The sequence below is a fragment of the Shewanella sp. genome, from assembly GCF_013214165.1.
Taxonomy (GTDB): domain Bacteria; phylum Pseudomonadota; class Gammaproteobacteria; order Enterobacterales; family Shewanellaceae; genus Shewanella.
The window spans coordinates 1-14,626 of record NZ_JABSSM010000092.1 but is presented as its reverse complement, the minus strand read 5'-3'; the positions used below and the strand labels follow the sequence as shown (position 1 = coordinate 14,626).

Annotated in this window: 16 protein-coding genes; 6 read left to right on the top strand and 10 right to left on the bottom strand. The window is 47.7% G+C overall.

Annotated features, from left to right (window positions below; translation table 11 throughout):
* Together HRU42_RS18360 and HRU42_RS18355 are read left to right on the top strand one after the other, a co-directional pair.
* Positions 1–127, top strand: a 127-nt coding sequence (locus HRU42_RS18360; protein WP_295033218.1) for a diacylglycerol kinase, incomplete at its 5' end; no start/stop codon positions are given.
* A gap of 356 nt (positions 128–483) precedes the next feature.
* A complete protein-coding gene (locus tag HRU42_RS18355; RefSeq protein ID WP_295033216.1) occupies positions 484–1,395 on the top strand; it encodes a DUF481 domain-containing protein in 912 nt (303 codons plus the stop codon).
* 60 nt (positions 1,396–1,455) lie between these two features.
* Here the strand turns inward: HRU42_RS18355 and HRU42_RS18350 are convergent, their stop codons facing one another.
* Positions 1,456–2,682 (bottom strand): nucleoside recognition domain-containing protein, encoded by a 1,227-nt coding sequence (locus HRU42_RS18350; protein ID WP_295033214.1) that lies wholly within the window; start codon positions 2,680–2,682, stop codon positions 1,456–1,458.
* Positions 2,683–2,884: 202 nt separating this feature from the next.
* Here HRU42_RS18350 and rsmF point away from each other — a divergent pair, with 202 nt between their 5' ends.
* Both rsmF and HRU42_RS18340 read left to right on the top strand, forming a co-directional pair.
* Entirely contained in the window at positions 2,885–4,318 is a 1,434-nt protein-coding gene (rsmF, locus tag HRU42_RS18345) for a 16S rRNA (cytosine(1407)-C(5))-methyltransferase RsmF (RefSeq protein ID WP_295033210.1), read from the top strand.
* 71 nt (positions 4,319–4,389) lie between these two features.
* The gene (locus HRU42_RS18340) at positions 4,390–4,785 is read left to right on the top strand and encodes a lipocalin-like domain-containing protein (RefSeq protein WP_295033208.1); all 396 of its coding nucleotides are present in this window, start codon (positions 4,390–4,392) and stop codon (positions 4,783–4,785) included.
* Positions 4,786–5,016: 231 nt separating this feature from the next.
* Here HRU42_RS18340 and HRU42_RS18335 read toward each other — a convergent pair whose 3' ends face one another.
* The 9 genes from HRU42_RS18335 to apbC form a co-directional block, all read right to left on the bottom strand.
* On the bottom strand, positions 5,017–5,805 hold the full coding sequence (locus HRU42_RS18335; RefSeq protein ID WP_295033207.1) for a TatD family hydrolase: 789 nt from the start codon (positions 5,803–5,805) through the stop codon (positions 5,017–5,019).
* Between the two features lie 151 nt (positions 5,806–5,956).
* Complete coding sequence (locus HRU42_RS18330; protein WP_295033205.1) at positions 5,957–6,283, bottom strand: PilZ domain-containing protein; 327 nt, start codon at positions 6,281–6,283, stop codon at positions 5,957–5,959.
* Positions 6,284–6,290: 7 nt separating this feature from the next.
* Positions 6,291–7,205, bottom strand: coding sequence for a DNA polymerase III subunit delta' (gene holB, locus HRU42_RS18325; RefSeq protein ID WP_295033203.1), 915 nt, complete (start codon positions 7,203–7,205; stop codon positions 6,291–6,293).
* Positions 7,205–7,837, bottom strand: a complete 633-nt coding sequence (gene tmk / locus HRU42_RS18320; protein ID WP_295033201.1) for a dTMP kinase — start codon at positions 7,835–7,837, stop codon at positions 7,205–7,207. The genes holB and tmk overlap by 1 nt, the downstream gene beginning before the upstream one ends.
* Positions 7,834–8,841, bottom strand: coding sequence for an endolytic transglycosylase MltG (mltG, locus tag HRU42_RS18315; protein WP_295033200.1), 1,008 nt, complete (start codon positions 8,839–8,841; stop codon positions 7,834–7,836). Before mltG ends, tmk begins: the two co-directional genes overlap by 4 nt.
* Positions 8,838–9,665: an aminodeoxychorismate lyase gene (gene pabC / locus HRU42_RS18310; protein WP_295033198.1), complete on the bottom strand. Its 828-nt coding sequence runs from the start codon at positions 9,663–9,665 to the stop codon at positions 8,838–8,840. Before pabC ends, mltG begins: the two co-directional genes overlap by 4 nt.
* 13 nt (positions 9,666–9,678) lie before the next feature.
* Positions 9,679–9,864: a hypothetical protein gene (locus HRU42_RS18305; protein WP_295033196.1), complete on the bottom strand. Its 186-nt coding sequence runs from the start codon at positions 9,862–9,864 to the stop codon at positions 9,679–9,681.
* Positions 9,865–9,967: 103 nt separating this feature from the next.
* Positions 9,968–10,603 carry a uridine kinase gene (gene udk / locus HRU42_RS18300; protein WP_295033194.1) on the bottom strand — a complete coding sequence of 212 codons (636 nt, stop codon included), beginning with the start codon at positions 10,601–10,603 and terminating at the stop codon, positions 9,968–9,970.
* A 9-nt stretch (positions 10,604–10,612) separates the two neighbouring features.
* Complete coding sequence (apbC, locus tag HRU42_RS18295) at positions 10,613–11,728, bottom strand: iron-sulfur cluster carrier protein ApbC (RefSeq protein WP_295033192.1); 1,116 nt, start codon at positions 11,726–11,728, stop codon at positions 10,613–10,615.
* Positions 11,729–11,888: 160 nt separating this feature from the next.
* Between apbC and metG the strand changes: the two genes are divergently transcribed.
* Both metG and HRU42_RS18285 read left to right on the top strand, forming a co-directional pair.
* The gene (gene metG, locus HRU42_RS18290) at positions 11,889–13,973 is read left to right on the top strand and encodes a methionine--tRNA ligase (RefSeq protein ID WP_295033190.1); all 2,085 of its coding nucleotides are present in this window, start codon (positions 11,889–11,891) and stop codon (positions 13,971–13,973) included.
* 292 nt (positions 13,974–14,265) lie between these two features.
* Positions 14,266–14,490, top strand: coding sequence for a hypothetical protein (locus HRU42_RS18285; protein ID WP_295033188.1), 225 nt, complete (start codon positions 14,266–14,268; stop codon positions 14,488–14,490).
* The last annotated feature ends 136 nt before the right edge of the window (positions 14,491–14,626 follow it).

Here is a 14,626-nt window from a genome sequence, read left to right as displayed (position 1 = left end):
TAGAATAGGCGATGAGATCCATACCTTAAGCGGACAGGCCAAAGATATCGCCTCTGCGGCGGTATTTATGAGCCTGGCTCTGTGTGGGATCACTTGGGCGGTGATATTGGGTAGCAGATACCTTTAATTGTCCCTATAGCAAATATCTCAGTAACAAGTTTCACTCCAACATATCTATGACAACATATAGCCTGTTGGAGTGCAGACTTACCTTGAGCATCTGTCAGATCTTCCAAGCTATACTTACACAAGATACCGCCTTTCTCTCACACCAACACTCGCAATCCCCCAAGAATATCGAACCATTAGCTGGATCTAACCTGGGTCTATTCGACCTGAAAAACCGAATCAACACTGTTTTAGACATTTTTTGATACAAACTATTCACAAATGGACTCATTCTGCTACTATAGTATGGATAAATGATTCGAACTCAATGGAATCAAGTGCTTATAACTATAATGATAATTGACGGAGTCGCCTTTGCTCAAAAGATTTGGCATCTCATCTTTATGCCTCTTGGCCGCTTGCCAAACATACGCAGCCGATAATGATCAGGCTTTGCAAAATATTTCATCTATAAATGATGTCGATAACCAAGTTGTGCTCAGGATAGGGGGCTTTTACTCCAACTCAAATTCAAGCATGAATGTCACGAATCCCACATTAGGTCAGGACTTTAAGATCGATTTCGAAAAAGATCTTAAGCTTGAGGAATCTCAGTTTTTACCTTTCTTTGAGATGTACTACCACTACAACGAGCGACACAGCCTGTATATCGACTGGAAACAGTTGCATCGAACAGCTGAAGTTATCGGGATCAGCACACCATTCCAGATCAATCTCGACGATAAGATCTACGATATTCAAGCAGGCACCAAGCTTAAAACCACCTTGAATATTGATATCGCTAGATTAGGCTACGGCTATAATTTTTACCAAGGTAATAACTATAATCTAGGCCTGTCTTTAGGCTTGCATGTCATGTTTATCGAAACTGGATTTGAGGGTGATATCGGAACCTGTATCGAACAAGACCTGATACTAAAATGTGATCAACAGCCGCTCAACAGAGCCATAGATGAGAGTGTCACCGCCCCCCTTCCCGATATTGGCCTGTATGGTGACTATGAATTTAGCCCGGGATTTAGATTCACAGCCCACGCGCAATACTTCTATATTAAGCTCGACGATCTCAAGGGTCGCCTCGTCGACATACGTGCCGGTGTAGAGGCTGAGATCACCGAAAATTGGCACATGACAGCGGCATTTAATTATTATGAGCTTGATGTCGATTACACCCAAAGAACCAGTGCTGATAATATTCATGTGGCCGATTACAACCTCTACTATAGCTTCATCGGCCCCATGCTCTCGGTAAGTTATCGTTTCTAAATAATGCATAGGAGTGAATCGAGACCGACTCACTCCGACTCAAGCTCCCCTCGTCAGTCCTTAACCATAAAACTGATAGCAGACTATAATCGCCGCGATGATCCCCGCCAAATCCGCCGTTAAGCCACAGAATAAGGCATGGCGTCCATTGCGTATGCCCACAGCACCAAAATACACGGCCAACACATAGAAGGTGGTTTCGGTGCTGCCTTGAAATATTGCCGCCAAACGACCGGCAAAGGAGTCGGCCCCATGATGATCCATAGTTTCTAACATCATGGCCCTAGCACCAGAGCCACTAAAAGGCTTCATTATCGCGGTGGGCAAGGCATCGACGAAACGTGTATCTCCGCCGACCACAGACACAATGACTGAGATGAGGTGCAGCAGATAATCCAATGCACCGGAGGCGCGAAGTAAGCCAATCGCCAGCAACATGGCGAGCAGATAAGGAATAAGCTTTATCGATTGAGCGAAACCTTCTTTGGCGCCTTCGATAAATTCATCATAAACCGCCACCTTGCGCATGCCTGCCACCAAGATAAAACTAAATACCAATGTCAGTAAGATACCATTGCCCATGGCCGTGGATAAGCTGCCTATCGCTGTCGTCGTCAAGGTGCCCAAATAGAACACCAAGGCCGTGATCGAGCCAAATATCAGTGCGCCGTAACCCATAACGACGGCATTGAGTAAGGACAGGCGCTGAAACAGTGCCACCACGAGCACCCCAGCAATGGTCGAAGCCGAGGTCGCCAATAAGATGGGCAAGAAGATATCCGCTGGCGCTGCGGCCCCTTGCTGGGCTCGATAGAGAAACACAGTGACGGGTACTAAGGTCACCGATGAGGTATTTAATACCAGAAACAGGATCTGGGCGTTGGTCGCCACGGTTTTATTCGGATTTAAGGTTTGTAGATCTTGCATCGCCTTCAAGCCCAAGGGCGTGGCTGCATTATCTAACCCGAGCACATTGGCGGTGAGGTTCATGGTCACACTGCCATAGGCGGGATGGCCCCTTGGCACTTCCGGCATCAACCGCGACAACAGAGGTTCAAATATCCTAGAAAACACGCTCACGACCCCAGCTTTCTCCCCCACACGCATCAAGCCCATCCATAATGAGAGTACACCTATGAGGCCAAGCGCTATTTCAGCCGCCAGTTTAGCGCTGCTAAATAACGCCGTCACCGACGCCGATAACACCTCGACATTGCCGTTAAACAGCTGTACACAGATGGCAAACAGGGCGGTGACAAAAAAGAAATACCAAATTCGATTTAACACATATTTTCCTTAACAGGGCGAAGGTAAAATAACCACACTCGCATCTGGAATGCTTAATTAACAATCTTTGGTTTCAAATTAACAGATTGACCGTTCTTGCACTTAACCTGGGCTCGAGCCTGTCTGCTCTATGGTATAATCAGGCAAATTTTATCTCGTCACCATGCTTGTTATTAGCATATGGCTCAGTACATGGTTCAAAATGGCCCTTCTCAATCAAGATTTTATCGATAGCATAACCCAAGATATGCCAGTTCACCTCTCTATGGATGACTTTATTCAATACAGTAGCCGCCCATTGAGAACTTCGATCCGCGTCAACACGCTAAAAATATCATCGGCCAATTTTATCGCACTCATGCAACCTAAGGGCTGGACACTCGACCCTATCCCCTGGTGCTCGGATGGCTTCTGGATCTCCCTCGACAGTGACGTCCAATTAGGCAACACCCTAGAACATCTGCAGGGCCTATTTTACATTCAAGAAGCCAGCTCAATGTTGCCACCAAGGGCACTGTTTTCCCAGCTAAATGGCGCAGAAAATGCCACGATTCTCGATATGGCTGCGGCCCCAGGGTCTAAGACGACCCAGATAGCCGCCTTAATGAACAACTCAGGCTTACTTATCGCCAACGAATACTCATCGAGCCGGGTAAAAGTGTTACATGCTAACGTTCAGCGCATGGGAGTCAGTAATACCGCCCTGACCCATTTCGATGCTCGGGTCTTCGGTGAATACCTCTATGACACATTCGACGCTATCTTGCTCGATGCCCCCTGCAGCGGCGAAGGCACCATACGCAAAGACCCTTCGGCGTTGAAAAATTGGAGCACAGAATCGAGTCAGTCGATTGTTGCCACGCAAAAAGCCCTGATAGAATCGGCTTTTCTGGCGTTAAAAACCGGTGGCACTCTGGTGTATTCCACTTGCGCACTGAGTCGAGTTGAAAATCAGGGTGTGTGTCAACATTTAAAGGCTCTGTACCCAGATGCGGTCGAGTTTGAGTCCCTCGCTGAGCTGTTTACCGATGCGGACAAGGCCTGCACAACAGAAGGCTTCTTGCATGTCTGGCCACAGATTTATGACAGTGAAGGTTTCTTCGTCGCCAAGATAAGAAAAACCGCCGACATCGACAGGCAAGTTGCCGAGCCGAGAAAACAAAAAAACTTTCCCTTCACTCAGGCATCCGCTCAGTCAGCTATTGAGTTGAAGGCATATTTTCAAGATACCTTCGCCATTACCCTGCCCGCCCAGAGTCTAATAATGGTCAGAGAACAAGAATTTTGGTTGTTTCCGCAAAAAATACAGGGCTTGATCGGTCGGATGCGTTTTCAGCGCATAGGCATGAAAATAGCCGACGCCCTCAAGCATGGTCTTAAGGCACAACACCAGGCAATACTGGCATTTGGGGCGGGGGCCAGCATGGTTGAGCTCTCATCAGCCCAGGCAACCGAATATCTAATGGGGCGGGATTTACCCCTCGAACCCGGTCAAAAACCACAAGGTGAGGTGATTGTTAGCTACCATAACAGTCCGTTAGGCCTAGCGAAACATCTTGGTAAGCGATTGAAGAACAGCTTACCCAGGGAGCTAGTCAGAGACAAGATAGTCGATTCTGATGCAAGCAAGTCTTAATGAAGTAAACTCTACATACTAAAACGTTTTTTGATCAAATTTACAGTAAATAAAGAGAGCTTAATTAAGATATGGAATTATCCAAAGAAAAATTGGTTGGTGTCTGGTCTCTGGATGAATTTATTGTGCATCGAGAGTCTGGTGAATTGTTCAAGTGGCCAGGCGAGCAAAATGGAACATTAATCTACACAGCCAATGGATTCGTTAGCGTAGCACAAAATCGAGAACCACTTCCTAACCCTACCGAAGAAGATAAAAAAAGAGAATCAAACTTCTATACAGCAAACTATGAGTTAGATTTGGATAATAACCGTGTTTTTCATACCGGGCTTCAATCAAGTGTTGCATCCGTTATTGGAAAACGTATGGCAAGAGACGTAAAGTTATTACCCGACGGAAGGTTATGGCTATCGGGTAAGGGTTTAAAAGAGCGTGTCACGCTAGTGTGGTCAAAAATAAACACCTAACAAATACGCTGTAGTCGAACGCTGCCACATCAGCAGTTTTTTTATAAATGTTGCCACTAAGTGGCGCACTGGGGATCCACTGCTATACTAGTAGCCAGAGAGTCATTCCTGATGAGGATCTCAACAGTAGCGCACGGCTCTTTAGTTAGAGCCATTCCCCTGGACCCAGAACAATCGGAATAGTTTTGGGTCTTTTTTTGGCTGAAATTCGAGATTTATGGAATGGTATTATTAACGCCCGGCGAGCTTAGCCGCATCGGTGAACAAGTTAAAGAAGTTATCAGTCGTATATTGGGCCAGCTCTTCATAGGACTCTCCCCTGAGCTCGGCGATAAACTCGGCCACATCACGTACAAACGCAGGTTGATTCTCCTTGCCTCTATGGGGAACCGGAGCCAGATACGGAGAATCAGTTTCAACCAACAACCTATCCTTAGGTACCTTTCTCATCACAGTGCGTAAATCCCCTGCATTCTTGAAGGTTGCAATGCCCGAGACTGAGATATAGAAGCCCAGATCGATAGCCGCTTTGGCCATTTCCCAGTTTTCGGTGAAACAATGCAACACACCACCGACCTTGTCGGCATGGCCGTTGCGTAAGAAATTTAGCGTGTCTTGCCTGGCATCTCGAGTATGTATGATGAGCGGCTTATTGACTTGCACCGCGAGCTCGATCTGCTGCTCGAAACATTGCTGTTGCAGTACTTTAGTCTCATTGGCATAAAAGTAATCTAGGCCCGTCTCGCCGATAGCGACAACCTTAGGCTCCTTGACAAACACATTGAGCTCTGTGGTATCTAGTCCCTCTTGCACATCCAAGGGATGCACGCCGGCAGAGAGGAACACCTGGTCAAACTCCGCCATCTTATCTCGCATGGCAATAAAACCTTGTTGACGCACATTCACGCACAGGAAATAGTCTACATCCCTGGCTTTGGCATCATTGATGATCTGTTGCAGTGATTGGTGATCGGGCGCGGCTTTTAAACGGTCGAGATGGCAATGAGAATCAATGAGCACGTGAATTTCCAGCAGAGTGATAGATCTAAAAAGGAGTCAAAGAATACAGAGCTATAGGGCGAGGGTCAAATCAAGATGCCGGCTCTTATAACAATCGCGATTAAAGGCTTTACAGGAAAATACACAAGACAGGAAGGTAAAGACAAGATGATCACATGGTGCAGGTCAAGTCTCCGGAGGATAGTTCACGGGCTAAGAGGGTTTCTATATGCTGTTTATGTAATTCTGCATCGGACAAAAACTTGATGCCAATTCCCGCCGGGCGGCCTCCAGATGCACCAAGAGGATTAATCCAAACCACCATGCCCTGAAACTCATGCCTATTAGGCGAGTCAGGAAGTTGGTAGGCTATGCTTAACTCTTGGCCCAAATAGTGGCTTTCACTGGTCGCAATGAAAAGACCCGCGGGCTGAATAAACGGCATATAGGCGCGATAAAGCTGATGTAAAGTATCAAAATTGACCACTAGGTCTATCATAAAACGGCTATCTCGTTAACTTATTATATTCTAAGATAAAACCACTAAAAAGAGCGAGGTAGTTTACATTCGGCATGACACTTAACTTATGATAGGTATCCATCACCTTCATGCCCAATTGCGTTACTCTTACTCTCAACAATGCGTCTAAATCTGTCTGTCTTATCAATTTCTGCCTCAAGATTAAATACAAAACCTTAAGTGCATCAGCTGCTTGCTTTTCATTAACACGGATTAAACTAGCACAGAGGTGACCGGAGGACAAACTTTGAGCCCAGTCCTGCCTAAATTGTAGCAGCTGCGCGTATCGTTCGCTTTCTAGCGCGTGAGCCAACTCCAGTGGGCCTCCCATCACAGGCAGACACCAGATCACATCCCTTGCAGACCCTGTCTCTGCCGATAACCAGTGCTTGATCTCCTCCATGGAAGGCGACTCAAAGTGAACTTGCTGACAGCGGCTCTTGATCGTTGCCATGAGCCTGCTCGGGGTATCAGACTGCAACAGAAGTAAGGTATCTTTGCCAGGTTCTTCCAATGTTTTCAATAGCGCATTGGCCGATGCCTGATTGAGCTGCTCACTATGGTAGATCACAGCGACTCTGCGTCCACCTTGCTGCGATGTCATCGTCAGCTTTTGACACAGCTCGCGGATCTGATCGACCTTAATCTGATTACCGTCGGCAGTGATTCGATAGAGATCCGGATGCGTGTTGCCATCCAATAACTGACAGGCCTTGCAAAGGCCACAGGCTCCCTGCTTACTCGGGCTCTTACACAGGGCAGCTTTCGCTATTTCAAGTGTTAACTCCTCACCGCCATAGCCTTTATGCACCCCGACTAAGTAGGCATGGCCCAACAATCCGGCCTTCATCTGTTGAGTAAAATTATTGATCGGCGCCTCGAGCCAGGAGATATCTAGCATTACCAATCCTGAGTCTGTAACAAGGCAAGAATGTCTTTATGCACTTCGGCCAGGGTTTGACCGGCATCGATGATGGCAATAGTGTCGTCTTCTGCGGCAAAGGACAAGAAGGTCGCCCGCGCTCGTTCGAAGAAATCCAGCGCCTGCTTCTCTATCCTATCGAGCTTGCCCCGTTGAGCCGCACGCTGCAATCCTTGAGCCGGGTCTATATCTAAATAGATGGTTAAATCTGGTTTAAAATCGCCTAGTGTCGCCTTACTTACCACTTGGACTAAGGGCATGAGTCCACGGCCACCACCTTGGTAGGCCAGCGATGAAAGATTATGTCTGTCCCCCAACACCCAGGCACCACGGTTTAATGCTGGCTTAATCACATTAGCAACCAATTGCGCTCTGGCAGCGTAGAGCAATAGGCACTCGGCTTCATCACATAAGGGATCGGTTTCATCGGCAACCTTAATCAGATCTCTCATGCGCTCGGCCAGCGGTGTTCCACCTGGCTCACGGGTACATACGGGCACTTGACCCGTGTGCTTCTCGATAAAATCACCAACCAGAGATATCGCGCTAGATTTACCCGCGCCTTCTAAGCCTTCGATCACAATAAATTTGCTGTTGTTTGCTCTGTTCATCGATTTCTCTGATATTTATTTACGGCACGATTGTGCTCAGATAAGGTTTTTGAAAACACATGACTGCCATCATTTTTAGACACAAAATAGAGATAATTCACGTCGGCAGGCTGCGCCGCGGCAATAAGAGATGCCCCGCTAGGCGCGGCTATGGGAGTCGGCGTCAAACCGTTAATTCTGTAAGTGTTGAAAGGCGTCTGCTCTCGGAGTGCTTTACGGGTGATATTGCCCTGATAACTGTCACCCATGCCATAAATCACGGTAGGATCCGTTTGTAGCCGCATGCCCTTGTTGAGTCGATTGGCAAACACGGCGGAGATCCACGGCCGCTCACTGGCTTTACCCGTTTCTTTCTCTATGATTGACGCCATGATCAAGAGTTCATATGACGATTTGAGTGGCAAGTCTGCGGCCCGCTGAGCCCAGGCTTTCTCCAGCTCCTGCTGCATCTTGTGGTAACTTTGCTGCACAATAGCCTGGATATCATCACCCGCATGATAATGATAGCTATCGGGATAAAATTTACCTTCGGGTAAACCTGACTCATCGCCATTGTCTCTCAAGACCTGGGTGAAAACACCTTCGCCATATTGGCTGTGGGGCAAGGCTTGGAGTATTTTAGTCCACTCCTTGATATTCTGGCCCTCAATCAAGGTCACGCTAAATATCTTCTCGTCGCCTTTGACTAACTTGGACAGCAAGTCAGCCACAGATTCACCCGGGTGAAGCTCATAGAAGCCGGAGCGGATCTTGGCCAATTCAGGCTTTAACTTAACCAGAGCCTTTAATTTCCAACCTTCGTCAATGAGCTCTCTTTGCGCTAATGTTGAGGCCAAGTGTGAGAAGGAGGTCCCCCTCTTCAACACCAGCTCTTGTGATTGCGTCATATTTAACGGGGAAAGACTAAAATCCATGATGGTTTTATAACCCCAAACACCCAGGCCAGCGGCGAGAGTGAGTAAGGCAAAACAACTAATAGTCAGGGTGATTATTATTTTTTTCATAATGTAAGCTGCAGTGTTTGTCTTATCTGGTGAGTAAAGTCGGCATGGGTGAAGTGAACGTCATCGACCCGATTGATATCAAGTATACCAACTAAACTATTAGTCATAAATACATGTTGATAACGACACAAGTGTGAGTAGGCGATAGGAGCAGCTTCAACATCATATCCAGCCTCTATCAGCGCATAGATGATTTGCTCACGCATCACCCCGGCAACACCAGAGCCTGCTATTGAAGGGGTAACAATATGCTTGCCCGTGACAAAAAACAGGTTCGCCATCGAAGACTCGACGATATTATCCTGACAATCGAGCACTAACCAGTCTTGATAACCAGCAGGCAAGGGTTCCGACTTGATCAACACCTGCTCGAGACGATTGAGATGCTTTATGCCCGCGAGCCTAGGTTGTTGAGCCAGTTTAATCGGTGAACGGGTTAAGGATATGCCGCTTTTCTGCCAGCTGGCGTAGTGCGTGGCAATAGCATGGAGCGAGATAACCTCAGTGATCTCACCTGTCTCTGGCGCGGCGTAACCTCTACCTCCGGCGCCGCGACTCAATAACAGCTTCAAGCAGCCTGTCACTTCACTCTTGGCCAGATGTTTAACATGTGTCACTAACGCCTGGGAAGGCGACCAAGAGAAGCCTAGTCGCTTCGCACCTTGAGTGAGCCTGTCGAGGTGCGCCGATAAGAACGCAATCTGACCTTGTACTATTCGCATAGTCGCGAAGAGTCCATCACCATAAGCTAGGCCGCGATCAAGTGGCTCTATATGACCATTTAGCTCGCCATTGACCCAGACTCTTGTCACTCGCTCAGTCATTTTTTTTCATCGGTTAACTATCCAGCCCGCTGCGGTTAATTATCTTGGCTGATAGGGTATGGCCCTCAAATACGCGAAACTGTGTGTCACGTTTAACGTCGACACACACGCCAGTTAGCGCATCGACAGATGGATCAGGAACCATAATAATCGTGCCTTCGCCTACACAAGCTTCAATCTCTGGTTCGGTTAAACGCATTGGGTTCATACTCTTGGATATTGTCAGTTATGCCCGACCTCTGCTGTCTATATATTTAAACTTATCAGAGGAAAACAAGATGTAGGATCACTGTTAAAGCAAGTTATATATCTAAAAGATGCTGAATTCTGGCCTTTAATATATCGGTCGCGATACGGTTTTTACCGCCGCGGGGCACGATAATGTCCGCATGTTGCTTCGATGGCTCGATAAACTGCAGAAACATGGGGCGAACGGTTTCTGTATACTGGGTCATCACCGACTCCATGGTGCGGCCGCGCTCGGCAACGTCACGCTTCAACCTACGCATAAAACAGATGTCCAGGGGGGTATCCATAAACACACTGGCATCCATCAAGGCGCGTAATTTAGGAGAGGTAAGCAATAAGATCCCCTCTAAGATGATCACCTTCTTCGGTGTCATCTTAACCGTCTCGGCCATGCGCGTATGCTCGCTATAGCTGTACTTAGGGATCTCAACTGCCTCACCGGACTTTAATGCCGTGAGATGACGACACAAGTGCTCATGATCTAACGCCTTGGGATGATCGTAATTGGTCAGTATTCGCTCATCCATAGACAGATGACTCTGATCGTTATAATAAGCATCTTCGGCGATGACGCCAATTTGATCTGTGCCAAGGTCTCGGCACAACTCCTCATAGATTGTTTTAGCGATTAAACTCTTACCCGAAGCCGAGGCCCCTGAAATACCTATGATGACACACTGAGAATTCATGCTAAAACCTTATTCGTCTTCTGAAATACTGATTGATACACTAGATGCCACCTTGGTGAGCGCCAGTTGCGCGCCGACTTTACGGGCAATCTCACGATAGATAGCCGACACATCACTGTCGGGATCGGCAACAACAGTCGGAATGCCTTTATCTACATCTTCACGTATGTTGAGCTTAAGTGGCAATTCACCTAACAGGGGCACATGGTAACGCTCGGCCATCTTGCTGCCACCCTGGCTGCCAAATGGATGCTCCTTATGACCACACTCAGTACAGACATGGAAACTCATATTTTCGACGATGCCCAGAACAGGAATATTCACCTTCTGGAACATGTTGATGCCTTTCTTAGCATCGGCTAACGCAATATCTTGAGGAGTGGTCACTATGATGGCGCCAGTGACAGGGACCTTCTGTGATAGGGTGAGCTGAATATCGCCGGTTCCTGGGGGCATATCGATAATCAAATAATCGAGCTCTGGCCATTGCGTCTCATTGAGAAGTTGAGCCAGTGCACCGGCCGCCATAGGACCACGCCACACAGCAGCCTCTTCCTGGCCAAGCATAAACCCAATCGATTGCGCCACGATACCGTGAGCCTTGGCCGCGGTCATCATCTTGCCATCGGGAGACACAGGGTTAAAATCGCTGACCCCTAACATCAGAGGAATAGAAGGACCATAGATGTCGGCATCTAAGATCCCCACCTTGGCCCCTTCGGCGACGAGTGCTAAGGCTAGATTCACCGCTGTGGTCGATTTACCCACACCACCTTTACCCGAGGCAACGGCAATCACTTGCTTCACATTAGCGAGGGGCTCAACGGCGCCGATGGCAGAGATAGCAGCCGGTTGAAAATCGATTTCACATTCGACTTCATCGATAGCCTCTAACACGGCTAACTTCTTGGTGATCGCCATCACAGTGTCGCGGTATTGGGTCATACATGGGTAAGGGTAGACGAGTCCGAGAAGCAGTCGCTTCCCCTCTATATCGAGTTTTTGAACACATCCGGCACTGACTAAGCCTTGTGCTAAATATGGATCTTGATATGCGTCTAAGATGGCCAAAACTGGCCCGAGAAGATCGTCACTGAGACGATAGTGCTGAGAAGCTGAAGACAAAAGTGCCACCCCCTATAAATAATTTGCCCAAGTGTACCAGAATCAGGCTGATTATTCGTGTAGATTTAACCCAGTTAAACGACCTTTTAATGAAACTCTCAAAAGGATCGGTTAGTATCTATCCCATTCTTTATAGGCCCTTAACTGATTTTGAGACGAGATGGTAAATTCACAACGTAAAATTCTAGTCACCAGTGCACTTCCCTACGCCAATGGACCGATCCATTTAGGCCATATGCTCGAATATATCCAGACAGATATCTGGTCACGATTCCAAAAGCTTCGTGGACATGAGTGTCACTATATATGTGCAGATGATGCCCATGGCACGCCTATCATGCTTAAGGCTCAGCAGCTAGGCATAGAGCCGGAAGAGATGATTGCTCAGGTGAATAAAGAGCATCAACAGGATTTTGCCGATTTCAATATTCAGTTCGACAACTTCCACAGTACCCACAGCGTCGAGAACCGTGAATTAGCCAGTGAGATATACCTAAAACTGCGCGATGCTGGTTACATTGAGACGCGCACCATCTCGCAGCTATTCGACCCTGAAAAGTCTATGTTCTTGCCAGACCGTTTCGTCAAGGGCACTTGCCCTAAGTGTAAGAGCGAAGATCAATACGGCGACAACTGCGACAACTGTGGCGCGACCTATAACCCGACAGACATGATTAATCCCAAGTCAGCCGTCTCGGGTGCTACCCCAATCATGAAAGATTCTGAGCACTTCTTCTTCGACCTGCCCGCCTTTGAAGGCATGCTCAAGGAATGGACCCGTTCTGGCGCCTTGCAAGATGAAGTGGCCAACAAGCTCAACGAATGGTTCGAACAAGGCCTGAAACAGTGGGATATTAGCCGCGATGCACCTTATTTCGGTTTCGAAATCCCTGATGCGCCGGGTAAGTATTTTTACGTCTGGTTAGATGCGCCTATCGGCTACATGGGCTCATTTAAGAATCTATGTGATCGACGCGAAGACTTAAACTTCGATGATTTCTGGGCAAAAGACTCAACCGCCGAGATTTATCACTTCATCGGTAAAGATATCATCAACTTCCACAGTCTATTCTGGCCTGCCATGCTTGAAGGCGCAGGCTACCGTAAGCCGACCCATGTTTATGCTCATGGCTACGTGACGGTCAATGGCGCCAAGATGTCAAAGTCTAAAGGCACCTTCATCAAGGCCCGTACTTATCTGGATAACTTAGATCCTGAATATTTACGTTATTACTACGCCGCCAAGCTGAGCCACCGCATCGACGATCTCGATCTTAATCTCGAAGATTTCGCCCAGCGAGTCAACTCAGATCTTGTGGGCAAACTGGTCAACCTAGCCTCACGTACCGCTGGTTTTATCACTAAGCGCTTCGACGGCAAGCTTGCCAAAGTGGCTGATACCACACTAGAACAAGTGTTCCTTGGTAAACAAGAAGTCATAGCCGAGCTTTATGAAGGCCGTGAATTCGGTAAGGCCATGCGTGAGATAATGGCTCTGGCTGATTTAGCCAATGCTTACGTTGCCGATGCAGCGCCTTGGCAGCTGATCAAACAAGAAGATAAGCAAGCACAAGCCCATCAGGTTTGTTCTAATGCACTTAACTTGTTCCGTATTCTAGTGACCTATCTCAAACCTGTACTGCCAAAATTGGCAGACGATGTTGAGGCCTTCCTGCAATTCCCTATCACCTGGGATAACTTGAATGCCGACCTTGCGGGACATGAGATAACCAAGTTTAAGGCCCTGATGCAAAGGGTTGAAATGAAAAGCATCGAAGCCATCATAGAGGCGTCGAAAGAGAACTTGCTGGCGACCATAGATACGCCAACAACTGTAGATACTGCAGCAACAGCAGATGAAGCAGAGTCAAATGATGCGCCGACGAGTGGCAACCACTTAGAAGACGATCCTATCTCGGCAGAGATAAGCTTCGAAGACTTCGCCAAAATCGATCTGCGTATCGTGCGTATTGCCAAAGCCGAGCACGTACCCAAAGCCAACAAGCTGCTTAAACTTCAGCTGGATTTAGGCGGCGAGACTAAACAAGTGTTTGCTGGGATAAAGTCGGCCTACTCTCCTGAAGAGCTTGAAGGCAAGCTCACTGTGATGGTGGCTAACCTAGCACCACGTAAGATGCGTTTTGGCATGTCGGAAGGCATGGTACTTGCGGCGGGTCCAGGTGGTGAAGACTTGTGGATCTTAGAGCCACATGAAGGCGCCCAGCCAGGTATGCGGGTCAAGTAAACCTAGCCCTATATCTAAAAAAAAGGCCGCACTCAGTGCGGCCTTTTTATTAGGACATACTTTGCCGAACTGGCCGTTAAACATGGTCCTTGTTTGATTTGGCTGAGCCCACAGGGATGACTCTTATAAAATCAAGAGCCGGCGCCTCCTAGAACCTTCTCAAAATAAAGAGTGCATAAAAGGTCGTTCATAGGCATCTGACCTATAGGGATATAGGAAATGTGATCAGCCTTCATTTGAAGGCTAGCCAAAGGGGCTGGATTCCCGCCCACAAGCATTGCGGGAAAGACGAGTGTTGAATTGCTATCCCATATTGCGGGAAAGACAAGCCGTTGAGAAACTATCGATAATTAGAAAACCTAAACCGAAGAAACCCACTGCTTACTCATTGCTTGTAAGAACAAGTGTAGATGCGGCTGCGGACGTTGATGGCATGGATGCCATCGTCGAGCTTACAGGGATGTACTTGCAGTGTGCCGCAGAAGTATCTGCACATGCCTCGTCGGCCAGGCGTTAGGTTACAATGAAGGAACGACCTCAAACTCACTGGCCAATACCAAGTCAGCCAAAAGCTAACCAAAAATGTGATCAGCCTTCATTCGAAGGCTAGCCAAAGGGGCTGGATTCCCGCCCACAAGCATTGCGGGAAAGAC

What these genes read in the sequence shown, in the direction of transcription:
- rsmF (WP_295033210.1), top strand. Translation starts at nt 2,885, where the DNA reads ATGGCCCTTCTCAATCAAGATTTTATCGATAGCATAACCCAAGATATG.
- HRU42_RS18340 (WP_295033208.1), top strand. Translation starts at nt 4,390, where the DNA reads ATGGAATTATCCAAAGAAAAATTGGTTGGTGTCTGGTCTCTGGATGAA.
- HRU42_RS18330 (WP_295033205.1), bottom strand. Translation starts at nt 6,283, where the DNA reads ATGATAGACCTAGTGGTCAATTTTGATACTTTACATCAGCTTTATCGC.
- holB (WP_295033203.1), bottom strand. Translation starts at nt 7,205, where the DNA reads ATGCTAGATATCTCCTGGCTCGAGGCGCCGATCAATAATTTTACTCAA.
- tmk (WP_295033201.1), bottom strand. Translation starts at nt 7,837, where the DNA reads ATGAACAGAGCAAACAACAGCAAATTTATTGTGATCGAAGGCTTAGAA.
- mltG (WP_295033200.1), bottom strand. Translation starts at nt 8,841, where the DNA reads ATGAAAAAAATAATAATCACCCTGACTATTAGTTGTTTTGCCTTACTC.
- pabC (WP_295033198.1), bottom strand. Translation starts at nt 9,665, where the DNA reads ATGACTGAGCGAGTGACAAGAGTCTGGGTCAATGGCGAGCTAAATGGT.
- HRU42_RS18305 (WP_295033196.1), bottom strand. Translation starts at nt 9,864, where the DNA reads ATGCGTTTAACCGAACCAGAGATTGAAGCTTGTGTAGGCGAAGGCACG.
- udk (WP_295033194.1), bottom strand. Translation starts at nt 10,603, where the DNA reads ATGAATTCTCAGTGTGTCATCATAGGTATTTCAGGGGCCTCGGCTTCG.
- metG (WP_295033190.1), top strand. Translation starts at nt 11,889, where the DNA reads ATGGTAAATTCACAACGTAAAATTCTAGTCACCAGTGCACTTCCCTAC.